The following is a 24,271-nucleotide window of genomic DNA, read 5'->3' on the forward strand; positions in this document are numbered from 1 at the left end:
AGAACGCGAGAGAAGATAACGATGCCGGTCTCCGTACAGATGCCCCAGCTCGGCGAGAGCGTGACCGAGGGCACGGTAACCCGTTGGCTGAAGAAGGAGGGCGAGCGCGTCGAGGCCGACGAGCCGCTCCTCGAGGTGTCGACCGACAAGGTCGACACCGAGATCCCGTCGCCGTCCGCGGGTGTCCTGACCAAGATCGTCGTGGCTGAGGACGAGACGGTCGAGGTCGGGGCCGAGCTCGCCATCATCGACGAGAACGGCCAGCCGGGCGCCGCAGCCCCCGCTCCCGAGGCCGCCGCTCCGCCGGCGCCGCAGCCCGAGCCGGAGCCCGAGCCCGCCCCGGCGCAGCCGGCCTCCTCGATCCCGCAGCCCGCCCCGGCGCAGCCCGCCCCGGCCCCCGCGCCGGCTCCGGCTCCCGCGCCGCAGGCGGCTCCCCAGCCTGCTCCGCAGGCCGCGCCGGCGCCCACGCCCGCTCCCGCAGTGCCGTCGGGTGAGAGCCCCTACGTGACGCCGCTGGTGCGCAAGCTCGCCGCCGAGCACGGAGTCGACCTCGACTCCATCACCGGCACCGGCGTGGGCGGCCGCATCCGCAAGCAGGACGTGCTCGAGGCCGCCAGGGCGCAGCGCGAGAAGGCCCAGGCTCAGGCCGCCTCGCAGGCCGCTCCGGCCCAGGCTCCCGCTCAGGCCGCGCCGGCCGCCCAGGCCCCGGTCGCCGCCGGGCCCGAGCCGGTCGAGGTCGACACCACGCTGCGCGGCCGCACCGAGAAGATGTCGCGCCTGCGCCAGACGATGTCCAAGCGCCTGGTCGAGTCGCTGCACACCGCCGCCCAGCTCACCACCGTGGTCGAGGTCGACGTCACCAAGATCGCCCGGCTGCGCGAGCGGGCCAAGGAGGACTTCCTGCGGCGCGAGGGCGTCAAGCTGACGTTCATGCCGTTCTTCGAGCTGGCCGCCATCGAGGCGCTCAAGCAGCACCCGAAGCTCAACGCGACGATCAACAACGAGACCATGGAGGTCACGTACTTCGACGTCGAGCACCTGGGCATCGCGGTCGACACCGAGCGCGGCCTCATCGCGGCGGTCATCAAGAACGCCGGTGACCTCAACCTCGCCGGCCTGGCCCGCAAGACGGCCGACCTCGCCGAGCGCACCCGCGCCAACAAGGTGACGCCCGACGAGATCACCGGCGGCACGTTCACGCTGACCAACACCGGCAGCCGTGGCGCGCTGTTCGACACGCCGATCCTCAACCAGCCGCAGGTCGGCATGCTCGGCACCGGTGCCGTCGTCAAGCGGCCCGTGGTGATCGACTCGCCCGAGGGCGAGGTCATCGCGGTGCGCTCGATGGTCTACCTGGCGCTGACCTACGACCACCGGCTCGTCGACGGCGCCGACGCCGCCCGCTTCCTCACGACGATCAAGCGTCGTCTGGAGGAGGGCCGCTTCGAGGCGCAGCTCGGCCTCGCGTAGTCACGCGGCGCTCGCCCGCTGACCGGCCGGGCGGCCCCGTCGAGGGGCCGCCCGGCCGTCGCGTTTCCACGGCGTCCCGCTGCCCGGGTCTTCGCGGGATGCCCGGCCCGCCCCTGCACATCGGCAGCGCACAGGGGTGGCGCGCCTCTGCGGCGGGGCAGTGCGCGGGGGCGCACAGGAGCAGCGCACGCCGTCCGGCGCGCGCGGCCGCCGGCCCGCCCTCGGCGCGTCATCAGCACAAAGGCCGCGCGCAGACCCACCCGCCACGGCAGAGCGCCCAGGTGCGCGCGAACCCGCCACCCCACCGCTCGGCACCCGCCCGCGTGTAGCGCCCAGGTGCGCGCGAACCCGCCACCCCACCGCTCGGCACCCGTCCGCGTGTGCGGAGGCCGGCCAGGGGCGGATGCGCAGGGCGCGAAGCCGCACCGCGACACGTGACAGCACCTCGCCGCCACCGGTCTGCCCGGCGCGCGCCGCCATGGGGTTGCCGTCATGTGCGCCTCCCCGACCGCCGCCTGTGCGGTGGGGCGCGTTGAGCGGGCGGTTTCGCGGGGGTGGGACGTAAGGTGCGGGTATGGCGATCATCGTGACGGGGGCGTCGGGGTTGCTCGGGTCGGCGCTGGTGAAGGCGTTGGAGGCGCAGGGGCGTACGGTGGTCCGGCTCGTGCGCCGGCCGCCGCGCGGGGCCGGTGAGGCGTTCTGGCAGCCGGCCGAGCAGACAGTGGACCTGGCGCCGCTGGAGGGTGCCGAGGCGGTCGTGCATCTCGCGGGGGCGCCGATCGCCGACCGGCGCTGGACACCGGCGTACAAGCGGGAGCTGCTCGCCAGCCGGGTGCAGGGTACGCAGGTGCTGGTGGACGCCCTGCGCGGCCTGGACAGGCCGCCTGAGGTGCTGCTGTCGGCCTCGGGCGTCGACTTCTACGGCGACACCGGCGACCGGGTGGTGGACGAGGCGCAGGGCAAGGGCCGCGGCTTCCTGGCCGACCTGTGCGAGCGGTGGGAGGGCGCGGCGGCGCGGGCGGAGGAGGCGGGCATCAGGACCGCGTTCCTGCGTACGGGGCTGGTCCTGAGCGGGCGGGGCGGCGCGCTGGCCCGGATGTTGCCGCTGTTCCGGCTGGGCCTGGGCGCGCCGCTGGGCACGGGCAGGCAGTACTGGTCGTGGATCAGCCTGGACGACTGGGTGGGCGCGGTGCTGCACCTGCTGGCCGAGCGGGAGATCGCCGGGCCGGTCAATCTCGTCTCGCCCTCCCCCGTCACCAACGCGGAGTTCACCCGCGCGCTCGGCAAGGCGATGCGCAAGAGCACGATGCCGATCCCGGTGCCGGCGTTCGCGCTGGCCGCGGGGCTCGGCGAGTTCGCCCGCGAGGGGCTGCTGTCGAGCCACCGCCTCCGGCCGGCCAAGCTGCTCGACGGCGGGTACCGCTTCGCCCATACCAGCATCGACGAGGCGCTGCGCGCCGTACTCTAGTGGCCGTTCATCGTTTTCACAGCGTGGGGGATCCCTGACATGAACCGGTCCGGACAGTCGCACATCCTGGCGATCGGGGGCGGGTCGTTCCGCCCGAGCAAGCGGCACGGCCAGATCGAGGCGAGCGGGCTGCTGCGTTACGGCCTCGACCTCACCGGCCAGGACCGGCCGAAGCTGGGCCTGGTGGCCACCGCGGTGGGCGACTCCGCCGACTGGATCTTGAAGATGTACGGCGCGTTCGCCGGCTGGGACGTCGAGGTGAGCCACCTGACGGTCTTCCCGATGCCGAACGTGGAGGACCCGCGCGCCTGGATGCTCGACCAGGACATGATCTACGTCAGCGGTGGCAGCGTGGCGAACCTGATGGCGCTGTGGCGGCTGCACGGGCTTGACGAGGCGTTCGAAGAGGCGTGGCGGTCCGGCGTGGTGCTGTCGGGGCAGAGCGCGGGCGCGCTGTGCTGGCACGTCGGCGGCAACACCGACTCCTTCGGGCCCGAGCTGCGGGTGTGGGCCGAGGGCATGGGGCTGCTGCCCTACGCGTGCGGGGTCCACTACGACTCCGAGCCGCAGCGGCGGCCGCTGCTGCAGGCGTCGGTGGCCTCGGGCGAGCTGCCGGAGGCGTACGCGGCCGACGAGGGCGTGGCGCTGCACTACGTGGGCACGGAGTTCATCCAGGCGGTGAGCGTGGCGCCGGGCGGATATGCGTACAAGGTGGAGCGTGACGGCACGGATGGGGTAAAGGAGTTGAGGATCGAGCCGCGGTCGCTGACCCCCTGATTACCCTTCAAGGGTGAGGGAACGGCACAATAGGCTCATGCGCCCCATCCCCGGGGACGATCCCCACGCACTCGCCATCGTCCGTCTCGGAGTCGACGTCCCCTACGAGCAGGCCTGGTCGCTGCAGCGCTGGGTGCACGGCAAGCGGGTCGCCGGCGAGCTTCCCGACACCGTTCTGATCCTCGAGCACGCGCCCGTCTACACGGCGGGCAAGCGTACGGCCCCGCATGAGCGGCCCTCCGACGGCACCCCGGTCGTCGACGTCGATCGGGGCGGGCGGCTGACGTGGCACGGCCCCGGGCAGCTCGTCGCGTACCCGATCGTGGCCATCACCGACGTGGTCGACTACGCGTGCCGGCTCGAGGACGCGATGATCCAGGTGTGCGCCGACTTCGGCGTGACCGCCCGGCGGGTGAAGGGGCGCGCGGGCGTGTGGGCGTCCGGCGATCCCGCGCTCGGGCTGCCCGACCGTCAGCTCGGCGCGGTGGGGCTGCGGCTGTCGCGCGGCGTCACCATGCACGGGTTCGCGCTCAACTGCGCCAACGACCCGAGCTGGTTCAACCGCATCACGCCGTGCGGCATCCCCGACGTGGGCGTCTCCTCGCTGTCGGCCGAGACGGGCCGGCGCATCGTGGTCGAGGAGGTCATGCCGATCGCGGAGAAGCGGCTGGCGGAGGCGCTCGGCAAGCAGCCGTTCGATCTCCACGAAGAAGATCTGCTACGGCGGTAGTCCAGGCCGGTAAGCGACCCCGGTGACCGAATCGGCACGAAAAAGCAGCGGAAGGTTCGCGGCGGTTCTGCTTACCATCCGCTTGTGAAGCGCCTCACCGCTCTCGCGCTCGCGCTCGTGGTCCATCTGCTGACGCTGGCGTTCGTCGTGCTGGGCGGCTGGATCATCGTGCGGGACCCAGGGTCGGTCCTGTGGTGGCTCCTGGGGCTGCTCTGCCTGGCCGTCGGGTGGGCGCTGCGTCCCCGGCTGGGCCGGATGCCGGCCGGCGCCGAGCCGGTGAGCCGGGCGAGCGCGCCCGAGCTGTACGCGGTCGCCGCCCGGGTGGCCGCCAGGATGGGGGTGCGGCCGCCGCGCGCGATCGCGCTCGTCGACCTCAGCCCGGTGACCTCCTACGACCGGATCGGCGTGGCCCGCACCCCGGTCCTGCTCGTCGGGCTGCCGCTGTGGCTGGCGCTGCCGCCCCGCCAGCGGGTGGCGCTGCTCGCGGCCGCGTACGCGCGGCTGCCGACCGGGGACGAGCGGGTGGTGAGCCAGGCGCTGGCCACGCTGGACGCCTGGCGCGACGCCCTGATGGGTTCCGCGCCGCTGACGGCAAGGGAGGCGGCCGGCGAACGCATCGCGTACGCGCTGGGCGGCACGCAGACCCCCGACACCCCGTACGACGTGGCGAGCTTCCTCGGCCGGGTGCTCGGCCGCGTGCTGGGCGTCCCGGTGCTGCTGCTGTGGTACGCGCTGTCGTGGCTGGCCCGCTCGGGCGAGCCACGGGTCCGGGCCAGGCAGCGGGCGCTGGCCAGGCGGGCGGCGCCCGAGGAGGACCTGGCCGAGTTGGACGAGCAGGCGGCGGGCGGCCGCTATCTCGCGCCGATGCAGGCGGCGGCGCTGCGCGGCGAGAGCGTCGCGGCGATCAGGCGTACGGCGCTGACGAAGTTCCAGCTCACCGATGACGGCGTGCTCCCGGCGCCGCCGCCGTCGGAGCTGCTCGGCGTGGAGGAGTCGGAACGGATCGACGAGGAGCTGACCGGTCACTACGCGCGGGCGGTTCGCGGGTTCGGCCTCATCTCCTGACCCTCGACCCGGGCGTTTTGCCAGGAGACGTAAGCTGAAGAGGTGACCGTTGCTCCTGAAGGCCGAAAGCTCCTCCGCCTGGAGGTGCGTAACGCCGAAACCCCTATCGAGCGCAAGCCCCCGTGGATCAAGACCAAGCTGAAGACGGGCCCCGAATACACCGAGCTGAAATCGCTCGTGCGCCGGGAGGGCCTGCACACGGTCTGTGAAGAGGCGGGCTGTCCCAATATCTACGAGTGCTGGGAAGACCGCGAGGCGACCTTCCTGATCGGCGGCGACCAGTGCACCCGCCGCTGCGACTTCTGCCAGATCGACACGGGCAAGCCCAAGGAGTACGACCGCGACGAGCCGCGCCGCGTGGCCGAGTCGGTCCAGCAGATGGGCCTGAAGTACGCCACCGTGACCGGCGTCGCCCGCGACGACCTGCCCGACGGCGGCGCCTGGCTGTACGCCGAGACCGCCCGGCAGATCCACGCGCTGCTCCCCGACTGCGGCGTCGAGCTGCTGGTGCCCGACTTCAACGGCAAGCGCGAGCAGCTGGAGGAGGTCTTCTCCAGCAAGCCGGAGGTGTTCGCCCACAACATCGAGACCGTGCCGCGCATCTTCAAGCGCATCAGGCCGGCCTTCCGCTACGAGCGCTCGCTCAACGTGCTCACCATGGCCCGCGAGGCCGGGCTGGTGACCAAGTCCAATCTGATCCTGGGCATGGGCGAGACGCGCGAGGAGGTCCTCCAGGCCATGCGCGACCTCCACGAGGCCGGCACCGACCTGCTGACGATCACCCAATACCTGCGGCCGACGCCGCGCCACCACCCGGTGGAGCGGTGGGTCAAGCCGGAGGAGTTCGTGGAGCTGCAGGCCGAGGCCGAGGCGATCGGCTTCGCCGGCGTGATGTCGGGTCCGCTGGTGCGCTCGTCGTACCGCGCGGGCCGGCTCTACAAGCAGGCCATCGAGGCCAGGCAGACCGCCTGACCGAACAGCTGAGGCCCCGGGCGCGTCCCGGGGCCTGATCATGCCCGTGTGCGGGGCAGGTGCGGCGTCGTTACGATGTCGGCGCAGCCGACCGTGTTCGCGAGGGATACCGCATGGCCATGCTGTTCCGTACGAGCGACCTGCCCGCCAAAGAGCGCCACCAGACGTGGCGGAGCATCGTGTGCGACGTGCTCGGACCGCTCGACACCCGCATCGCGCCCGGCGCGCCGCTGCGCGGCGAGATCGAGCTGGGCCGGCTGGGGCCGATGAGCGTGGGCCGGGTGCGCGCCTCCACGCCCCACAGCATGCACCGCACACCCGGGCTGATCCGCCGCGACGACCCCGACCTTTACCGGGTGGTGCTGGTGGTCTCGGGCGGCGTCCGCCTGGAGCAGGACGGCAGGCAGGCGCGGCTCGGCGCGGGCGAGTTCGCGATCTACGACTTCGGGCGGCCGTACGAGCTGGCCTACGACGCCTCGGTGCGGCTCGCCGTGTTCAGTTTCCCGCGGGACCTGCTCGCGCTGCCCGAAGGGCGGGTGGCGCCGTTCACCGCGATGCCCATCGACAGCGGCTCGGGCACGGGGGCGCTGGCCGCGCCGCTGCTGCGCAGGGTGGCCGACGACCACGCGACCTACCGGCCCGACAGCGCCGCCAGGCTGGCCACGGTGGCGATGGACCTCATCGGCACCGCCGTGGCCGAGCGCGCGGGGCGTACGGACGAGCTGCCCGACGACGCGCGGCGGCGGGCGCTGCTGACGCAGGTGCACGCCTTCATCGAGCAGCGGCTCGGCGACCCGGAACTCGACCCGGCCACCATCGCCGCGGCCTGCCACATCTCCGTGCGCTACCTGCACCGGCTGTTCGAGTCCGAGGGCACGACGGTGGCCGCGTGGATCCGGCGGCGGCGGCTCGAACGCTGCCGCGCCGACCTGCTCGCGGGCGGCGCGGAGCCGGTCAGCGCCGTCGGCGCGCGCTGGGGCTTACCCGACTCGGCGCACTTCAGCAGGTTGTTCCGGCGTACGTACGGCGTGCCGCCCGCCGAGTTCCGCCGTGCCAACGCCGTGCGCTGAACGTCAATCTCCTGGCACTCACGTGCAAGACCGCGGGTCCCGCGCCCGGCATGATCGACACAGCTGAGAAGGCGCGATGAGAAGAAGGGACCTCAGCGATGCAGCTTTTCGTGAATCTGCCCGTGAAGGATCTCGCCAAGTCCACGGAGTTCTTCACCAGCCTGGGCTTCGAGTTGTTCGGCATGGCCGAGGGCATGGCGTCGTTGATCATCAGTGAGAAGACGCAGGTCATGCTGCTTGAGGAGCCGGTGTTCTCCCGGTACACCACCAAGGACATCGCCGACGCCGGCACGAGCACCGAGGCGATCCTGGTGCTCGGCATGGAGAACCCGGCGCAGGTGGACGAGCTGGTGGACAAGGCGCTGGCGGCCGGGGCCACCCCGGCGGGCGTGCGGCAGGAAGACGGCGTGCGCTACCAGCGCGGCTTCGCCGACCTCGACGGCCACCACTGGGAGGCGCTGTGCCTGGTTCAGCCCGCGCAGTGAGCACGGTCGTACGCTCGGCCGACGGCACGCCCATCGCCTGCGACCGCCACGGCTCCGGCCCCGCCGTGGTCCTGGTCCAGGGCGCGTTCGCGGACCGGAGCGACCCGACGATGACGGCCATCGCGAACGGGCTGTCCCGCTGGTTCACGGTGTACTCCTACGACCGGCGGGGGCGGGGCGGCAGCGGCGACACCGCGCCGTACGCGGTCGAGCGGGAGATCGAGGACCTGGCCGCGGTGATCGCCGAGGCGGGCGGGACCGCCAGGGTGTTCGGCGGCTCGTCGGGCGCGGCGCTGGCGCTGGAGGCCGCCATGGTGCTCCCCGGCGTCACGCATCTGGCGGTGTGGGAGCCGCCGTACCACGTGGACGACAGCGCTCCCCCTCTGCCCTCCGACTTCGCCGAGCAGCTCGCCGCGCTCGTCGCGGCCGGGCGGCGGGGCGAGGTGGTCGAGCGGTTCATGGTGGAGGCGGCCGAGGTGCCCGAGCCCGTCCTGGCCGGGATGCGGGAGCACCCGTCCTGGGCGGACATGGAGGCGCTTGCGCACACGCTGGTGTACGAGGCGGCGGTGCTGGGTCCTGGCAACGCCTTGCCCGCCGCGCGCCTGGCCGGGCTCACGCAGCCGACGCTCGTGCTCAACGGGGGCGCGAGCCCCGGCTGGATGGTGAACGCGGGCGCGGCGGTGGCGGCCACGGTGCCCGGCGCGGTGCGGCGGGTGCTGCCTGGTCAGGCGCACAACGTCGCGCCCGAGGCGCTGGTGCCCGAGCTGCTGGAGTTCTTCGTGGCGGCGTGACGCCGGACGGGTTTGGCGACGGCGGGACCGGGCCGATCGCGCGACGTGCCGCCGGTGGCGGAACCCGGCGGCCTGGGGCGCCGAGACGGGGGCCGGGGCCGGCGGAAAACAGACTGCGGGCGGGCGGTGCGCGAGGGACACTGGGGTCGTGGACCTCGACGCGCTGCTCGCCCGCCTCGACCTCTCCGCCAAGATCCGCCTGCTGACCGGTGCCGACCTGTGGTCGCTGCCGCCGCTGCCCGAGATCGGGCTCGACGCGATCGTGATGGGCGACGGGCCCATCGGCGTACGCGGCAGGCAGTGGCGCTCGGGCGACCCTTCGATCGCCCTGCCAAGCCCCACCGCGCTGGCCGCCACGTGGGACGTGGACCTGGTCAGGCGGGCGGGCCGGCTGCTCGCTCAGGAGGCGCGCCGCAAGGGCGTGCACGTGCTCCTCGCCCCCGTGCTCAACCTGCACCGCTCACCGCTCGCCGGCCGGCACTTCGAGTACTTCTCCGAGGACCCGTACCTGACCGGTGAGATCGGCGCCGCGCTGGTCGAGGGCGTGCAGGAGGGCGGGGTCGCCGCCGCGGCCAAGCACTTCGTGGCCAACGACTCCGAGACCGACCGCCTCACCCTGGACGTCCGGGTGAGCGAGCGGGCGCTGCGCGAGCTGTACCTGCGGCCGTTCGAGCGCGTGGTGGCGGCGGGCGTGTGGGGGATCATGAGCGCGTACAACTCGGTGAACGGCACCACGATGACCGAGAACGCCGAGCTGGTGCACGGCGTGCTGAAGAGCGAGTGGGGGTTCGACGGGTTCGTGGTGTCGGACTGGACGGCCGTCCGCTCCACCGAGGCCGCCGCGCTGGGCGGCACGGACGTCGCCATGCCGGGCCCGGACAGTCCGTGGGGCTCCCGGCTTGAGCGGGCCGTCCGCGAGGGGCGGGTGCCGGAGTCGGCGATCGACGACCGGGTCCGCCGCATCCTCCGCCTGGCCGCCCGCGTCGGCGCGCTTCGCACGCCTGCGGGCGACCCGGTGCCCCTGAGCACTCAAGCTCCCCCTGGCACTGCCACTCCCCCGGCCGGCGCGGCTTCCGTCCGTACGGATGAGGCGATCGACGGGGCCGCGCTGGCGCGGGAGGCGGCCGTACGCGGGAGCACGCTGCTGGTCAACGACGGCGTGCTGCCGCTGGCGCCGGGCACGACGATCGCGCTCATCGGGGCCGCCGCCCGGCACGCGCGGGCGATGGGCGGCGGCAGCGCCCAGGTCTACCCCGAGCGGGTCGTCTCGCCGCTGGCGGCGCTGTCGGAGCGTACGGAGGTCAGGTACGCGACGGGCACCGACCCCCGCATCCGCCTGGCCCCGCTGCCCGGCCCGCTGACCGCGCAGTTCCTGGACGGGGCGGGTGCGGTGCTGGCCGAGCAGCAGGTGGCCGACGGCGAGTGCCGCTGGCTGGGCGGGCTGCCGCCGGGCGTGGACGCCGACCGGCTGGCCGCGGTGCGGCTGCGGGCGGCGTACCGGGCGGAGACTTCCGGGGCGCACGAGCTGTCGGCGGCGGGCGTGGGCGCGTTCACGCTCACCGTGGACGGCGCGGTGGTCATGGACGAGCGGCTCGAACCGGAGCACGGCGACCCGGCGGGGTTCCTGACGCCGCCGGAGCGCCGGGTGCGGGTGCCGATGGAGGCGGGCAGGACGTACGAGCTGGCGCTGACGCACCCCGCGGGCACGCTCGCGGGCCTGCCGTTCGTGTCGCTCACCCTCGGCCACGCGGACCCCGCGCCGAGCGACGACGAGCTGATGGCCGAGGCGGTCCGGGTGGCCGCGGAGTCGGACGTCGCGGTGGTCGTGGTGGCGACCACGCCGGAGGTGGAGAGCGAGGGGTTCGACCGGCGGGACCTGCGGCTGCCCGGCAGGCAGGACGAGCTGGTCGGCGCGGTGGCGGCGGCGAACCCGCGCACGGTCGTGGTGGTCAACGCGGGAGCGCCGGTCGAGATGCCGTGGCTGGAGGAGGTGGCGGCGGTGCTGCTGACCTGGTTCCCCGGCCAGGAGGCGGGCGCGGCGCTGGCCGAGGTGCTGTTCGGCGACGGCGAGCCGGGCGGCCGGCTGCCGACGACGTGGCCGCGCCGGCTGTCCGACGCGCCGGTGCCGGACGTGAGGCCGGTGGACGGGCGGCTGGTCTACGGGGAGGAGATCGGCTACCGGGCGTGGGAGGGGTCGCCGGCGTTCTGGTTCGGGCACGGGCTCGGCTACACGACCTGGTCGTACGACGCGATCGCGGCCGAGGGCACGAGCGTCACCGTCTCGGTCACCAACACGGGCGACCGCGCGGGCCGGGAGGTCGTGCAGGTGTACGCGCGGGGGCGGCTGGCCGCGTTCGACGTGGTCGAGGCGGAGCCGGGGCAGACGGTCGTGACCACGATGTTCCTGCCCGAGCGGGCCTTTCAGGTGTGGGACGGCGGCTGGCGGACCGTCGAGGGCGAGCACGTCGTACGCGCCGGGCGTAACGCGGCGGACCTCCCCCTGGCGGCAACGGTGAAAATCTAGGTCACAAGGGAAAAACGGCAGGGGCCGCGTTTTCTCTCCTGCACCTGTTGGTTTGTATCCTTCTGAGCATGGCAAAGTCCGAGGACCCAGAGAAGCCGGGGCGCATCAAGCAGCTCCGCATGATCGCGCAGATCATCAAGCAGGCCAACCCCAAGGGGATGCCGATCGTCTTCCTCTCGGCGGTGGGCACGCTGGCGGTGGTCGTCGTGATCGGTCTGGTCACGGACTACTTGTGGTATTCGATCTTCATCGGCCTGCTGGCCGCGTTCACGGTCGGGCTCGTGGTCTTCGGGCAGTTCGCCCAGAAGGCGCAATACTCCCTCCTCGACGGCCAGAAGGGCGCGGCGGCGGCCGTGCTGCAGGGCATGCGCGGAAACTGGCAGGTCACGCCCGCCATCGCGGCCAACCGTGACCAGGACGTCGTGCACCTCGTGGTCGGCTATCCCGGCGTGGTGCTGGTGTCGGAGGGTCCCGGCAACCGGGTGGCGAAGCTGCTCAAGGCCGAGAAGCAGCGCATCTCGCGCGTGGTGCTCGGCGTCGAGATCTACGACGTGCAGTGCGGCGACGGCCCGGGCCAGGTGCCGCTGGCCAAGCTGCAGCGCCACCTGATGAAGCTGCCGCGCAACCTCAAGAAGCCGTCGGTCAACGAGGTGAAGGACCGCCTGCGCTCGCTGCCGCGCAACATGCCGCTGCCGAAGGGCCCGATGCCGAAGGGCGCCCGCATCCCGCGCGGCCCCAAGATGCGCTAGTGCTGTCGCCTTCGTCGCGGGCCAACCGCGGCTGGTGGGACGGCAACGCCGACGACTACCAGGTCGAGCACGGCGACTTCCTGCGCGACACCGGCTTCGTGTGGGGGCCTGAAGGACTCGACGAGGCCGATGCGGGCCTGCTCGGCGACGTACGCGGGCGGCGGGTGCTGGAGATCGGCTGCGGCGCCGCCCAGTGCGCGCGCTGGCTGGTGACGCAGGGTGCGCGGGTGGCGGCGTTCGACATCTCGCACCGCCAGCTCCGCCACTCCCAGCGCATCGACCTCGACACCGGGGTGTCCGTGCCGGTGGTGCAGGCCGACGCCGAGGTGCTGCCGTTCGCCGGCGCGGCGTTCGACGTGGCCTGCTCGGCCTACGGTGCGCTGCCGTTCGTGGCCGACCCGCTGGCGGTCTTCCGCGAGGTGCGCAGGGTGCTGCGGCCCGGCGGCCGGTTCGTGTTCTCGGTGAGCCACCCGATCCGGTGGGCGTTCCCCGACGATCCGGGGCCGCGCGGGCTGACCTCCGACCGCTCCTACTTCGACCGGTCGCCGTACGAGGAGCGCGACGAGCACGGCAGGCTCACCTACGTCGAGCACCACAGGACGATGGCCGACTGGGTCAACCTGCTGGTGGCGTCCGGCCTGACGATCACCGGGCTGATCGAGCCCGAGTGGCCGGAGGGCCATGAGCGGGTGTGGGGCGGCTGGAGCCCGCTGCGCGGCCGCCACATTCCGGGCACGGCCATCTTCAGCTGCGCGAATATCTAGCGGCCATGGCGTGGAAGAGCTCCCTGGGCCGCCAGCGGGTCTCGTCGAGCATGGTGACGACGCCGTAGGAGCCGAGGTCGTCGTCGCCGAAGCGGTTGTAGGCGGCGAAGGTGAACCACAGGGCGGTGTCCACGCCTTCGGCCTCGAAGACGTCCATCAGCTCGGTGAAGTAACGCACCTGCTCGCCCTCGTCGCGCACCGCGCCCTCGGGCACCGCCCAGGCCATGCCGCCCAGCTCGCCCGCTCCCCGGTAGGGGCAGGTGCCGAACTCGGTGACGGCGACCGGCTTGCCGTACTCGAAACGGGCGCGCAGCTCATCGGTGAAGTCGTGGGCGTTGTAGGAGGCGCGGTAGGCGTCCACGCCCACGATGTCGTACGGCGCCCAGTCCACCAGCTCCCACGGCCCCGCCGCGTACGTCACCCGCCCGCCGAAGCGCTCCCGCACCACCTCGGCCACCCGCGCAAGGTAGGCGTTGAAGCGCGGCATGACCCGCAAGAGCTCCGTCCACCAGGCGACGTCGCCCGCCCCCATCGCCTTGAGACGGTCGCGGTAGGTCTCGCCCTCGATGTAGCCGGGGCCGAAGGCGGTGATTTCGCAGCCGGTGACGAACACGACCTCGGCGCCGTCGCGGCGCAGCGACTCGGCCTGCCCGGCCGCCTCGGCGAACAGGTCGATCATCTCGTCCGCGGTGAGGTCGACGGGGAACGGCGCATACCAGACCTCGAGGCCGGCCTGCGCGGCCCGCTCGGCGGCGACGGCCAGCCGGTGCGGGTCGCGGCCTGAGACGCGGACGACCTGGCAGTGCAGGTCATCGGCGATGACGCGCATCTCCCGCGCGACGGCGGCGGGGTCGAAGCTCTTGCGCGACAGGTCGTCGCCCGGCAGGAAGCCGGTGTCATAGTTGATGCCCTTCTTCATGAGTCAGTCCCCTCCTGCCAGGAAAGTCCGCGTTCGAGGAGGTCGAAGGCCAGCTCGACCTCGTCCTCCAGCAGCCGCACCGCCTTCTCCAGCGACTCACCCTTGACCAGCCGCTGGAAGAACGTCTCTTGGAGCGTGGTGATGACGGCGGTGATCTGCGCCGCCATGAGCCGGGGCACGACGCCCGCGTCCGGCATGGCGGCTTCGAGCGCGGCGGCCAGCTCTTCGCGCTCGCTCATGTTCGTCTGGGAGACCCCCGACAGCAGGGCGGGGCTGGACGCGATCACCTGGACCCTGGTCAGCAGCGTCTCGACCGGCGCCTCGACGCCGCGCCTGGCGATGCCCCTGAAGTGCTCGCGCAGCGCGCCGAGCGGCGGCATCCCCTCGGGCCGGTTCCGCACGACCGCGGCGTAGTCGTCCTTGATCTGGTCGAGGACCAGGCTCTCCTTGCTGGGGAAGTACGCGAACAGCGTCACCTTGGCGACCCCGGCCGCCTCGGCGATCTCGTTGACGGTCACCGCGTCGTAGCCGTGCTCGGCGAACAACCGCAGCGCGGTCTCCGCGATGCGCTGCCGGGTCTGCTCCTTCTTGCGCTCTCTGAGCCCCGCCATCATCATGCGGACAGCATAAACCCTACCGGGTACAAAATCATACCCAGTACGGTTTTTGCGGCTCGGGCGCTACATGCGGACGACGACCGTGTTGGAGACGCGGTCGTGCACGCCGCGGTGGTCGCGGTCCCAGATGACGGCGGGAATGGCCAGGCTGAGCAGCACCGTACGGACGAAGACGGGCAGCCAGCGCGGGTCGCCGCCGTCCATCGCGGCGACCCTGATGCCCATGAGCCGGTGGCCGAACGTCTGCCCCATGAAGCCGACGAGCAGCAGGTATTGCACGGCGAACACGAGCGCCGGCGCCCACGGCGACTCCGCGGGGTTCATCCTGAGCAGCAGCTGCACCACCACCCACGTGCAGATCATCCAGTCGATGACGAGCGCGCCGATCCTGCGCCCCCATCCCGACACCGACCCGCTGCCCTCCTGGGGCAGCCCCAGGCGCTCACCCGGGTAGCCGAGATCGACCCCTGCGGAACGGACGCCGCCCAGCCAGGTCTGCGTCCACCGAGGCTCCTTGCTGCTCATGGACTCCACGGTAGCCGCAGGCAGGGGCGGTCCGAATCGCAGGGCGCGCGCCGCACTCCGGTCCGCCGCGACGGGGACGACTCGCCGCCCGGGGAGACGTGAGCGGCCGCCCGCACGCCCTGTGACCAGGCAGACCGCGCGTAACACGTGCGAAACAAGCGGGACACCATGCGGAAACCGCTACGCCCTAGCTTTCGCATGAGTGGCCAGTCCCCAGGGAGGTTTGAGAGTGTTCAACTCCGCCGACGACGTCCTGAAGTTCATCAGCGACGAAGGGGTGCAGTTCGTCGATGTCAGGTTCACCGACCTGCCGGGGACGACGCACCACTTCACCTTCCCGGTTGAGAACTTCAGCGCGAGCGTCTTCACCGACGGACTCATGTTCGACGGCTCGTCGATCCGCGGCTTCCAGCAGATCCACGAGTCCGACATGCTTCTGCTGCCCGACCCCTCCAGCGCCGTGCTCGACCCGTTCCGTCAGCACAAGACGCTCAACATCAACTTCTTCGTGCACGACCCGCTGACGGGTGAGGCCTACAGCCGCGACCCGCGCAACGTCGCGCGCAAGGCGGAGGAATACCTCAAGGGCACGGGCATCGCCGACACGGTCTACTTCGGCCCCGAGGCCGAGTTCTACATCTTCGACGACGTGCGCTTCGAGACGAAGGCGAACGCCGGCTACTACTACATCGACTCCATCGAAGGCGCCTGGAACACCGGTAAGGCCACCGAGGGCGGCAACCTCGGCTACAAGCCGCGCTACAAGGGCGGCTACTTCCCGGTGCCGCCGATGGACCACTTCACCGACCTGCGCTCGGAGATGGTGCGCAACCTCATCGAGGCCGGCATCGAGGTCGAGATGCAGCACCACGAGGTCGGCACCGCCGGTCAGGCGGAGATCGACTTCAAGTTCGGCACGCTGCTCAAGACCGCCGACAACCTGATGCTCTACAAGTACGTCATCAAGAGCACGGCGCTCGAGTACGGCCACACGGTGACGTTCATGCCGAAGCCGATCTTCGGTGACAACGGCTCCGGCATGCACTGCCACCAGTCGCTGTGGAAGGACGGCCAGCCGCTCTTCTACGACGAGGTCGGCTACGCGGGCCTGTCCGACACCGCCCGCTACTACATCGGCGGCCTGCTCAAGCACGCCCCGTCGCTGCTGGCGTTCACCAACCCGACGGTCAACTCCTACCACCGTCTGGTGCCGGGCTACGAGGCCCCGGTCAACCTGGTCTACTCCCAGCGCAACCGGTCGGCCTGCGTCCGCATCCCGATCACGGGCTCCAACCCGAAGGCCAAGCGCATCGAGTTCCGGGTGCCCGACCCGTCGTGCAACCCGTACTTCGCGTTCTCGGCCATGCTGATGGCCGGCATCGACGGCATCCGCAACAAGATCGAGCCGCCGGAGCCGGTGGACAAGGACCTCTACGAGCTGCCGCCGGAGGAGGCCCGCAACATCCCGCAGGTGCCCGGCTCGCTGCCCGAGGTGCTGGACGCCCTCGAGGCCGACCACGACTACCTGCTCGAGGGCGGCGTCTTCACGCCGGACCTGATCGAGACCTGGCTGTCGTACAAGCGGGAGAACGAGGTCGACCCGATCCGTCTCCGCCCGCACCCGCACGAGTTCGAGCTCTACTACGACGTGTGATCGGCCGCCGCACGCCGGCCCGCTGCGGGCGGCGCGCGGCGTCCGGCCGGTGCCGCCCCGTCCGCGTGGGCGGCGGTCGTCCGCCACAGGTCGTGAACCCCGGAGGCCCGGGGCGAGGAGATGTGCCTCGCCCCGGGCCTCCGGGCGTTCGCCGCGAGGCCTTCTCATGCTCGATTGTCGGTGGGTGGCGTTACCCTCTCGGCGCATGACGGGCTTCGAGGTGATCCGGGAGTTCCCGGCGGCGATGGCCGGCCGGGAGGGGGCGTGGCGGTTCATCCGCGGGTTCGCGGCGGCGTGGGGCTCGCCGCCGGCCGACGGCGACGGCTGGTCCGAGCCCGAGCTCGACGCCACCGAGGCGCGGCTGGGCGTGCGCCTGCCCGTGGCGCTGCGCGAGGCGTACGGGCTCTTCGGCCGCCGCACCGACCTGGTCGGGGTGCAGGACGTTCTCCTCGGCCCCGATGAGCTGCACATCGTCGACAAGGCGCTGGTATTCCGCGTCGAGAGCCAGGGCGCGGCTCGCTGGGGCATTCCGCTCGCCGAGCTGGAGCGGCCCGATCCCCCGGTGATGATCCGGTTGGACCTCGCCGACAAGGCCTCCGAGAGCTGGGACGGCTGGCTCGACCGCTTCTCGCACGCCTGCGTGGAGATGGTGCTGTCGGAGTCGCTCGTCTCGCCGGAGGAGCTCGCCGACGGCAGGGAGCTGGACGATGACGAGGGCGGCGTACTGGAGGGGCGCTTCACGCGGCTGCCGCTGCCTGACTATCCGACGTCTCAGGCGGCGCCTGGCATCCGCTGGTACGCCGGTCGCGACGTGATCATCCGCGATGACGGCGCCATGATCCAGGTCCGGGCCCGCACCGTGGAGGCCCTCGATCGGGTCCGCGCCGAGCTGCCCGGCGAGTGGACGACGCGCTTCGGCTGAGCCGGGCCGGCCGGGTGACGACCCCGCGTGCGGCGGGCCCGCGCGGCCGTGGGGTGACGGCCCTACGCCGACGCGCCCTGGCGACCGGGCGCGCCCTGTTCCGCACCCGCGCCGTAACGTCCGGACACGCCCCGCCGGCGTGCTCTCGCTCTGGCGACCCGGATACACCCGCCGACGCGACCAAATCTGCCCCCGCGAACGCGACCCGGACACGCCCCCACCCACGCGACTGGACACGCCCCCCACCACGCACGCCGGACACGCCCCCCACCACGCGCGCCGGACACGCCCCCTCCCACGCCCCGTGCCGTGGCGTGCGCCGGGCGGTCGGGGCCGGGCGGTCCCGTGAACCAGCCGGTATCCGGGGTAGAGGATGGCGAAACCCGAGGAGGAGATCATGACATCCCTGATGAACAAGGTTCGCCACTTCCTGAGCAGCCCTGAGGGCCGCAGGCACGTCGACAAGGGCAGGCGCATGACGCGCGACCCCCGTCAGCGGCAGCGGCTGCACGGCCTGCTCGACAAGCTGCGCGGCCGCCACGACCGGTGGTGAGCGCCGGACCGTCACGGACGCCCCGGTGGCGGCCCGCGCGCGCAGGAGCGCTGCGGGTGAGCGTACGGGGGTCAGCCGAAAGGTGTACGGCGATCTCCCTCAGCGGCAGGAGGCCCCGCCGGGGCGCCCCTCACTAGGGTGTGCAGGGTCATCAGCACGCGAATCCCCTTTGTGAGGATTATTCATGGCCTCTGCCAGGAAGACGCTGTTCACCGGTTCGCTCACCTTCGTGGTGGGGCTGGCGCTCTGGTTGTTCGGGCTCGATGAGGAGATCTTCGTCTTCACCCCGTCCAAGATCGGCGTCGTCCTCATGGTGATCGGCGGGGTGGAGGCCCTGTACGGCCTCTACAAGGTCCTGCGCCCCGGCGACGCCCGCGGCTGACCGGCCTAGTCGCCGGCGAAGTCGAAGGCGGGTTCGGCGGCGGTGAGGACGGCCGACTTCGGGGTGACCGGCCAGAGCGCGTTCAGCTCGGTCGTGAGGGTGGCCACCAGGGAGTCCATGTCGGCCGGGGCCGAGGCGTGCAGGGCCTCGGCGACGATCAGCACGTTCGACGTCGAGTCGCGCACGGCCGACAGGCCGCTCTGGCGGTTGGTCCAGCGGCGGGCGTGCGCGCGGCCCTCGGCGTCGGCGAAGATCACCTCGCCGGGGGCGGGGTGCTCGGTCTCGCCGGAGAAGGTCAGGTACGTCTCGTCGCCGGTGGCGTGGCGGACCTCGAGGTAGCGGGCGATCCGCGAGACGTCGAAGACCGCGATCGGCACCGCGTACGCGATGGAGATCGCATTGCACAGGTCCACCAGCAGGTGCAGGGACGGCAGCGCGCCCTCCTTCCTGAAGCGACGCAGCAGCGACTCCGAGGCGCACCGGTACTGCGTGGGCTTCAGGCCCATGCGGGAGAAGGCCCGCCGCCAGGCCTGGATCTCCGGCAGGTCGCTTTCGGAGGCGGTGGCGAGCCTGGCCGCGGCGCGCGCGGCGTACGCGGGCACGCGGTCCGCCACGGACACCTCGGGCGTGATGCCCTCGGCGTAGAGCGCCGCGGGGACCAGTGCGGGGAAGTCGTTCCAGATGGCGGGCGAATGCTGGAAACGCATCGGTCCTCACTCCCCTGTACTGCGCTGTGCAGGCTGCCGGGATCGGGATCTTCTTCCGGCAGCCTATAGCGGGGCGGCCCCGGCGCCCGGTCAACGCGGCCGGGCCACGCCATCAGCGGCCGGTCGCGTCACCAGCGGCCGGGTCGCGTCGCCAGGGGCCGGTCCGGGCCGCCGTTGGCCGGGGTCAGGTCGTCGCGGGGCGGCGCAGGCGGTACAGCACGTGGCGGGAGATCGGGCTGTCCTTCGGGACGAGGGGGTGGTCGAAGTCCTCGGCCGGATCGCGGGTCATGCCCAGGCGCTCCATGACCGACCGCGACCGCCGGTTCTGCACGGCCGTCATCGAGATGAGCCCGTCGAGGCCGGCCTCCTCGAAGGCGTAGCGGGCGGCGCGCCTGGCGGCCTCGATGGCGTAGCCGTGGCCCCACGCGGAGCGGGCCAGCCGCCAGCCGATCTCGACGGCCGGGAGGAACGGTGCGTCGAAGGTCTGGAGCATCAGCCCGGCGAAGCCGATGAACCGCCCGCTGCCGCGCAGTTCGAGCGCCCACAGCGAGTAGCCGTGCTCGTCGAAGTGCCGCTCGATCCGGTCGACGAGGGCGTCGCTCCGCTCGCGGCCGAGCAGGCCGGTGAAGTGCTCCATGACCTCGGGGTCGGCGTTCATGGCGGCGAAGGGCTCGCGGTCCTCTTCGCGCCACCTGCGCATGATCAACCGCTCTGTTTCCAGTCGAGCCGTTTCCATCAGAGCTACAGTACGCGGCTCAGGAACGCTTTGGTCCGCTCGTTGCTCGGATCGTCCAGCACCTTGGCCGGCGGGCCGGACTCGACGACCACTCCCCCGTCCATGAACACCACGCGGTCGGCCACCTCGCGGGCGAACCCGATCTCGTGGGTCACCACGATCATGGTGAGGCCGTCCTCGGCGAGGCTCTTCATGGTGGCCAGTACCTCGCCGACGAGCTCGGGGTCGAGCGCGCTGGTGGGCTCGTCGAACAGCATGAGCTTGGGCCGCATGGCGAGGGCCCTGGCGATCGCGACGCGCTGCTGCTGGCCGCCGGAGAGCTGGCGGGGGTAGGCGGCCGCCTTGTCCTCCAGGCCGACGCGGCGCAGCAGCGCGTACGCACGCTCTTTGGCCTCGTCGCGCGGCTCGCCGCGGACGCCGACCGGCGCCTCCATGACGTTCTGCAGCACGGTCATGTGCGGGAAGAGGTTGAACTGCTGGAAGACCATGCCGATCTCCCTGCGCTGCCGGGTGATCTCCCGCTTGCGCAGGTGGCGGACCTTGCCGCCCTTCACCTCGAAGCCGATCAGCTCGCCGTCCACGTGGATGGCGCCACCGTCGATGGTCTCCAGGTGGTTGACGCAGCGCAGGAACGTGGACTTGCCGGAGCCGGACGGCCCGAGGATGACGACGACCTCCCCCGGCTGGACGTCCAGGTCGATGCCCTTGAGCACTTCGAGGTGGCCGAAGCGCTTGCGTACGGCGCGGGCGCGCACCATGGGGACGCTCACGAGGTCACCTCCGTGGGACGGCGGCGGCGAAAGGTCGCGAAGGCCCAGAAGCTCTGCGGCGCGTTCCTGGTGGCGCCGCGCGCGTAGTGGCGCTCGATGAACGACTGGCCGACGTACAGGATCGAGGTGATGATCAGGTACCAGATGCAGGCGACGATCAGCAGCGGGATGGTCTGGAACGTGCGGTTGTAGATGGACTGCACGGTGTAGAGCAGGTCGGACAGCGCGATGACGCTCACCAGCGACGTCGCCTTGAGCATGCTGATCACCTGGCTGCCGGTGGGCGGGATGATGAAGCGCATGGCCTGGGGCAGCACGATGCGGCGGAAGGTGCGGCCGCTGCTCATGCCGAGCGCGGCGGCGGCCTCGCTCTGCCCGGGGTCGACGGACATGAGGCCGCCGCGGATGATCTCCGCCATGTAGGCGCCCTCGTTCAGCCCGAGTCCGAGGATTGCGGCCAGCAGCGGCGTGATGAGCACGTTGGTGTCGGCGGTGACGAACTCGGGCCCGAACGGGATGCCGAAGGAGATCTCCGGCAGCAGGTACGACAGGTTGTACCAGAGCACGAGCTGCACCAGCACCGGCGTGCCGCGGAAGAACCAGACGTAGAGCCCGCAGGCGGCGCGGGCGACGGGGTTCTCCGACAGGCGGCCGACGGCCAGCAGCACGCCCAGCACGACGCCGACCGTCATGGCGATGACGGTGAGCAGCAGCGTGGTGGCGATGCCCTGGCCGATGATCTGGGCGTTGACGTAGCTGCCGACCACGTCCCACTGGAAGTTGGGGTTGGTGACCAGCAGGCTGACGAGCTGGGCGGCGAGGACGAGCAGGACGACCGAGGCGACCCAGCGCAGCGGGTGGCGGGTGTGCGCGGCGCCCGCGACGTCGATCTCGGGAGGTTCGGAGGTCATGACTTCGCCAGGTTGATTCCGGCCTTGTCCAGCTTGTTGTCGCTGGTCTTCCACTTGTCCATGATCTTGTCGTACGTGCCGTCGTCCATGAGCTTCTGGAAGGCGTCCTTGAACACGTCGCGCAGCGGCGAGTCCTTGGCCACGACGGCGCCCTGGTAGAGGTCGTCGAAGCCGTTGGGCTGGCCCTTGCCGGCCAGCTCCAGCTTGCCGCCGGCCTGGTCGACGAAGTAGGTGAGCGGGGCCTGGGAGGAGAAGAACGCGTCCGCCCGGCCGGAGCTGACCGCGAGCACGGAGGTCGGCTGGTCCTTGTACGACTGCACGGTGATCTTCGGCTTGCCCTCCTTGACGCAGGTGGCGGACTGGCCCTTGATCACCGCCTCGGCGGAGCCGCCGGCCATGACCGAGATCTTCAGGCCGCAGGTGTCGGCGACGGAGCGGATGCCGTGCGGGTTGCCCTTGGGCACGGCGAAGACGACGTACTCCTTGACCCAGTCGATGAAGTCGTTGGCCTTCTGCCGGTCGGGGAAGTCGCCGATGGGGCCGATCGCGAAGTCGTAGCGGCCGGAGGCGATGCCGGTCAGCGAGCTGGGCAGGCCGTCCACCGTGACGTGCTCGATCGTGACGCCGAGCAGCCGGCCGAGCGCGTCGGCCATGTCGGCGGCGGCACCGGTGAGCGACCTGCCGTCGGAGCCGGCGATCTCGTACGGCGGGAACGAGCCGTTGTTGACCGAGACGAGCTTGCCGGCCTTCTTCACCTTGTCGGGCAGCCGGTCGTACAGGGCCTGGTCCTTGGTCTCTCCGGCGGCGGATGAGGCGGTCTGGCCGGTGGGCTCCAGCACGCCCTCGGCCTCGGGCGGGTTGGCTCCGCAGCCGGCCAGCAGGAGCGCGGCGGCGGCGAGGAGCGCGGTCGCGGGCTTAGTCATGGGGCTCCAATCGGGGGTCCACGGCGAAGCGCCGGTTCTCGAGTACGGGCAGCGTCGTGCGGGCGGAGGCGAGTTCGGCGGCGGAGGCGACGGACCACAGCAGGCCGGGCGCGTCGCCGAGCCGGGCGCGGGTGATGCCGAGCGGGTCGACGATCATGCTGGCGCCGATGTTGCGGCGGCCGCATTCGCCGGATGCGGCGACGTAGCAGGTGTTCTCCAGGGCGCGGGCGGTGACCATGACCTCCCAGTGCCATTCCTTGGCCGGGCCGCGCACCCAGGCGGCGGGCAGCGCGAGCACCTGCGCGCCCTGGTCGGCGAGCAGCCGGGCGAGCTCGGGGAAGCGCACGTCGTAGCAGGTCATCAGGCCGACCTTCCAGCCCGAGACGTCGATGACGACGGGGGCGTTGGTGCCGGGGACGACGTTGTCGGATTCGCGGCGGCCGAAGGCGTCGTACAGGTGGAGCTTGACGTAGGTGCCGACGATCCGGCCGTCCCTGGCGGCGACGAGCACGTTGGAGACGCGGCCGTCGCCCGCGGGCACGTGCACGCCGGCGATCACCGTGGTGGACGAGCCGCGGGTGTGCTCGACCAGGCCGGTGACGAACGGGCCGTCCAGCGGCTGTGCGGCCTCGCGGATGCGTACCGGCTCGTCCACGAAGAGCGCGAGCGAGCCTTCGGGCAGCACGAGCAGGTCCGCCCGCCCGGCCACGGCGCCGTCGATCATCTCCTTGCAGGTCTTGAGGTTGGCGGTCCAGTCCTCGGACGAGGCGAACTGGCCGACCGCGATGGTCAGGTCGTTGGTCCGGCCGGTCATGCGGGGAAGACCTCCTCGGCTTCGATGCGGCGGTTCGCGATGCCCTGGGCGTGCAGCTCCTCGCAGAACGCGGCGACCATGGCGGCGTTGGGCGCGGCCCCGTACGGCATCCAGTCGGCGCCGAACGTGGCGGCCGTGTCGGTGAGGTCGGCGAGGAGCCACGGCGTGGTGTCGGCGAGCAGGCGGCGGCGGGCCAGCCAGTGCCGCTTGGAACGTTCGAACAGCTCGGTGACGGCCTGCGGCAGCCACGGGTGGCGCTCGACGCTCTCGCGTTTGAGCGTCACCAGGTGAATGCCGGGCACGAAGCCGGTCCGCCGGTAGTAGGCGAGCTCGGCGGCGCGGTGGTCGGGCAGCAGGTGGCGGAAGCGGCTTTCGGGGGTGAAGAACTCCTCCGGCATGAACGGCGTCATGATGGCGTCGTAGCGGCCCTCGGCGAGCCCTTCCGCCAGGCCGTCCTCGGTGAGCGAGACGTTGCCGGGGAACGGCACGGGGCCGACGCGGTCCTTGCCTGTCTCCCCCGCGACGAGCGGCCCGACCGTCCAGGTGACGCCGGTCAGGTCCACGCCCTCAGCGCGCAACAGCGCGCGCGTCCAGGTGTTGCCGGAGTCGGGCCAGCCGGTGAGCCCGATGCGGGCGCCGTCGAGCTGGCCGAACGAGGTCAGGTCGCTGTCGCGGCGGACGAGCACGCAGCGGTGGCGGAACCCGCGCATCACGAACACGGGCAGGCCCACGAGCCGGTCGTCGCCCGCGGCGCGGCCGAGCACGTACCGGCTGAAGGAGGTCTCGCCGCCGTCGAGACCGGGCTCGCGGAGAACGTCCGGCGTGACGGCCCTGGAGTCGAGGTGCAGCTCGAACCCCTCGGCGCGCACGGCTCCTGTGACGATCGGCACGAGATGGTCCCAATCGCGTACGGCAAGGCGAATGACCGCCACAAATCCCCCAAACGATGCGAACTTGCTGTGAATTGCCAGAA

Annotated in this window: 26 protein-coding genes; 16 read left to right on the forward strand and 10 right to left on the reverse strand. The window is 71.9% G+C overall.

Annotated features, from left to right (window positions below):
• Nucleotides 1–21: 21 nt before the first annotated feature.
• The 12 genes from sucB (at nt 22) to AB0K67_RS09165 (ending at nt 12,865) form a co-directional block, all read left to right on the forward strand.
• Nucleotides 22–1,470: a 2-oxoglutarate dehydrogenase, E2 component, dihydrolipoamide succinyltransferase gene (sucB, locus tag AB0K67_RS09110; protein ID WP_364055341.1), complete on the forward strand. Its 1,449-nt coding sequence runs from the start codon at nt 22–24 to the stop codon at nt 1,468–1,470.
• 574 nt (nt 1,471–2,044) lie between these two features.
• A complete protein-coding gene (locus AB0K67_RS09115; protein WP_364055344.1) occupies nt 2,045–2,938 on the forward strand; it encodes a TIGR01777 family oxidoreductase in 894 nt (297 codons plus the stop codon).
• 39 nt (nt 2,939–2,977) lie between these two features.
• Nucleotides 2,978–3,715 (forward strand): peptidase E, encoded by a 738-nt coding sequence (locus AB0K67_RS09120; RefSeq protein WP_364055346.1) that lies wholly within the window; start codon nt 2,978–2,980, stop codon nt 3,713–3,715.
• Nucleotides 3,716–3,752: 37 nt separating this feature from the next.
• The gene (gene lipB / locus AB0K67_RS09125; protein WP_364055348.1) at nt 3,753–4,445 is read left to right on the forward strand and encodes a lipoyl(octanoyl) transferase LipB; all 693 of its coding nucleotides are present in this window, start codon (nt 3,753–3,755) and stop codon (nt 4,443–4,445) included.
• 84 nt (nt 4,446–4,529) lie between these two features.
• Complete coding sequence (locus tag AB0K67_RS09130; protein ID WP_364055351.1) at nt 4,530–5,510, forward strand: hypothetical protein; 981 nt, start codon at nt 4,530–4,532, stop codon at nt 5,508–5,510.
• Nucleotides 5,511–5,552: 42 nt separating this feature from the next.
• Entirely contained in the window at nt 5,553–6,482 is a 930-nt protein-coding gene (gene lipA, locus AB0K67_RS09135; RefSeq protein ID WP_364055354.1) for a lipoyl synthase, read from the forward strand.
• A 113-nt stretch (nt 6,483–6,595) separates the two neighbouring features.
• Complete coding sequence (locus tag AB0K67_RS09140; protein ID WP_364055357.1) at nt 6,596–7,552, forward strand: helix-turn-helix domain-containing protein; 957 nt, start codon at nt 6,596–6,598, stop codon at nt 7,550–7,552.
• Nucleotides 7,553–7,650: 98 nt separating this feature from the next.
• Nucleotides 7,651–8,037: a VOC family protein gene (locus AB0K67_RS09145; RefSeq protein WP_364055360.1), complete on the forward strand. Its 387-nt coding sequence runs from the start codon at nt 7,651–7,653 to the stop codon at nt 8,035–8,037.
• The gene (locus AB0K67_RS09150) at nt 8,034–8,828 is read left to right on the forward strand and encodes an alpha/beta fold hydrolase (protein ID WP_364055363.1); all 795 of its coding nucleotides are present in this window, start codon (nt 8,034–8,036) and stop codon (nt 8,826–8,828) included. The genes AB0K67_RS09145 and AB0K67_RS09150 overlap by 4 nt, the downstream gene beginning before the upstream one ends.
• Before the next feature lie 148 nt (nt 8,829–8,976).
• Nucleotides 8,977–11,352: a glycoside hydrolase family 3 C-terminal domain-containing protein gene (locus AB0K67_RS09155; RefSeq protein ID WP_364055366.1), complete on the forward strand. Its 2,376-nt coding sequence runs from the start codon at nt 8,977–8,979 to the stop codon at nt 11,350–11,352.
• Nucleotides 11,353–11,420: 68 nt separating this feature from the next.
• Nucleotides 11,421–12,101: a DUF4191 domain-containing protein gene (locus AB0K67_RS09160; protein ID WP_364055369.1), complete on the forward strand. Its 681-nt coding sequence runs from the start codon at nt 11,421–11,423 to the stop codon at nt 12,099–12,101.
• The gene (locus tag AB0K67_RS09165) at nt 12,101–12,865 is read left to right on the forward strand and encodes a methyltransferase domain-containing protein (protein ID WP_364055372.1); all 765 of its coding nucleotides are present in this window, start codon (nt 12,101–12,103) and stop codon (nt 12,863–12,865) included. Before AB0K67_RS09160 ends, AB0K67_RS09165 begins: the two co-directional genes overlap by 1 nt.
• Here the strand turns inward: AB0K67_RS09165 and AB0K67_RS09170 are convergent.
• The 3 genes from AB0K67_RS09170 to AB0K67_RS09180 form a co-directional block, all read right to left on the reverse strand.
• Nucleotides 12,846–13,784, reverse strand: coding sequence for a hypothetical protein (locus tag AB0K67_RS09170; protein WP_364055375.1), 939 nt, complete (start codon nt 13,782–13,784; stop codon nt 12,846–12,848). The two genes, AB0K67_RS09165 and AB0K67_RS09170, sit on opposite strands and share 20 nt — an antisense overlap.
• Nucleotides 13,781–14,401: a helix-turn-helix domain-containing protein gene (locus AB0K67_RS09175; RefSeq protein WP_364055378.1), complete on the reverse strand. Its 621-nt coding sequence runs from the start codon at nt 14,399–14,401 to the stop codon at nt 13,781–13,783. Before AB0K67_RS09175 ends, AB0K67_RS09170 begins: the two co-directional genes overlap by 4 nt.
• A 63-nt stretch (nt 14,402–14,464) precedes the next feature.
• Nucleotides 14,465–14,926, reverse strand: a complete 462-nt coding sequence (locus AB0K67_RS09180) for an RDD family protein (protein ID WP_364055381.1) — start codon at nt 14,924–14,926, stop codon at nt 14,465–14,467.
• A 229-nt stretch (nt 14,927–15,155) separates the two neighbouring features.
• Here AB0K67_RS09180 and glnA point away from each other — a divergent pair, with 229 nt between their 5' ends.
• The 4 genes from glnA (at nt 15,156) to AB0K67_RS09200 (ending at nt 18,437) form a co-directional block, all read left to right on the forward strand.
• Entirely contained in the window at nt 15,156–16,580 is a 1,425-nt protein-coding gene (gene glnA / locus AB0K67_RS09185; RefSeq protein ID WP_364057524.1) for a type I glutamate--ammonia ligase, read from the forward strand.
• A 205-nt stretch (nt 16,581–16,785) separates the two neighbouring features.
• Nucleotides 16,786–17,502, forward strand: coding sequence for a hypothetical protein (locus AB0K67_RS09190; RefSeq protein WP_364055384.1), 717 nt, complete (start codon nt 16,786–16,788; stop codon nt 17,500–17,502).
• 397 nt (nt 17,503–17,899) lie between these two features.
• A complete protein-coding gene (locus AB0K67_RS09195) occupies nt 17,900–18,055 on the forward strand; it encodes a hypothetical protein (protein WP_364055387.1) in 156 nt (51 codons plus the stop codon).
• 184 nt (nt 18,056–18,239) lie between these two features.
• On the forward strand, nt 18,240–18,437 hold the full coding sequence (locus AB0K67_RS09200) for a DUF5708 family protein (RefSeq protein WP_364055390.1): 198 nt from the start codon (nt 18,240–18,242) through the stop codon (nt 18,435–18,437).
• 5 nt (nt 18,438–18,442) lie between these two features.
• Here the strand turns inward: AB0K67_RS09200 and AB0K67_RS09205 are convergent, their stop codons facing one another.
• The 7 genes from AB0K67_RS09205 to AB0K67_RS09235 all read right to left on the reverse strand — a co-directional run bounded on the left by AB0K67_RS09205 (nt 18,443) and on the right by AB0K67_RS09235 (nt 24,230).
• A complete protein-coding gene (locus AB0K67_RS09205) occupies nt 18,443–19,144 on the reverse strand; it encodes a phenylalanine--tRNA ligase beta subunit-related protein (RefSeq protein ID WP_364055393.1) in 702 nt (233 codons plus the stop codon).
• A gap of 184 nt (nt 19,145–19,328) precedes the next feature.
• Nucleotides 19,329–19,880 carry a GNAT family N-acetyltransferase gene (locus AB0K67_RS09210; protein ID WP_364055396.1) on the reverse strand — a complete coding sequence of 184 codons (552 nt, stop codon included), beginning with the start codon at nt 19,878–19,880 and terminating at the stop codon, nt 19,329–19,331.
• 5 nt (nt 19,881–19,885) lie between these two features.
• Entirely contained in the window at nt 19,886–20,638 is a 753-nt protein-coding gene (locus AB0K67_RS09215) for an amino acid ABC transporter ATP-binding protein (RefSeq protein ID WP_364057527.1), read from the reverse strand.
• Between the two features lie 8 nt (nt 20,639–20,646).
• The gene (locus tag AB0K67_RS09220) at nt 20,647–21,561 is read right to left on the reverse strand and encodes an amino acid ABC transporter permease (RefSeq protein WP_364055399.1); all 915 of its coding nucleotides are present in this window, start codon (nt 21,559–21,561) and stop codon (nt 20,647–20,649) included.
• A complete protein-coding gene (locus tag AB0K67_RS09225) occupies nt 21,558–22,484 on the reverse strand; it encodes an ABC transporter substrate-binding protein (protein ID WP_364055402.1) in 927 nt (308 codons plus the stop codon). Before AB0K67_RS09225 ends, AB0K67_RS09220 begins: the two co-directional genes overlap by 4 nt.
• A complete protein-coding gene (locus AB0K67_RS09230; protein ID WP_364055405.1) occupies nt 22,477–23,298 on the reverse strand; it encodes a deaminated glutathione amidase in 822 nt (273 codons plus the stop codon). The genes AB0K67_RS09225 and AB0K67_RS09230 overlap by 8 nt, the downstream gene beginning before the upstream one ends.
• Nucleotides 23,295–24,230 (reverse strand): hypothetical protein, encoded by a 936-nt coding sequence (locus tag AB0K67_RS09235; RefSeq protein WP_364055408.1) that lies wholly within the window; start codon nt 24,228–24,230, stop codon nt 23,295–23,297. Before AB0K67_RS09235 ends, AB0K67_RS09230 begins: the two co-directional genes overlap by 4 nt.
• Between the last annotated feature and the right edge of the window lie 41 nt (nt 24,231–24,271).

This window comes from Nonomuraea sp. NPDC052634, from assembly GCF_040678535.1.
Classification (GTDB): domain Bacteria; phylum Actinomycetota; class Actinomycetes; order Streptosporangiales; family Streptosporangiaceae; genus Nonomuraea; species Nonomuraea fastidiosa.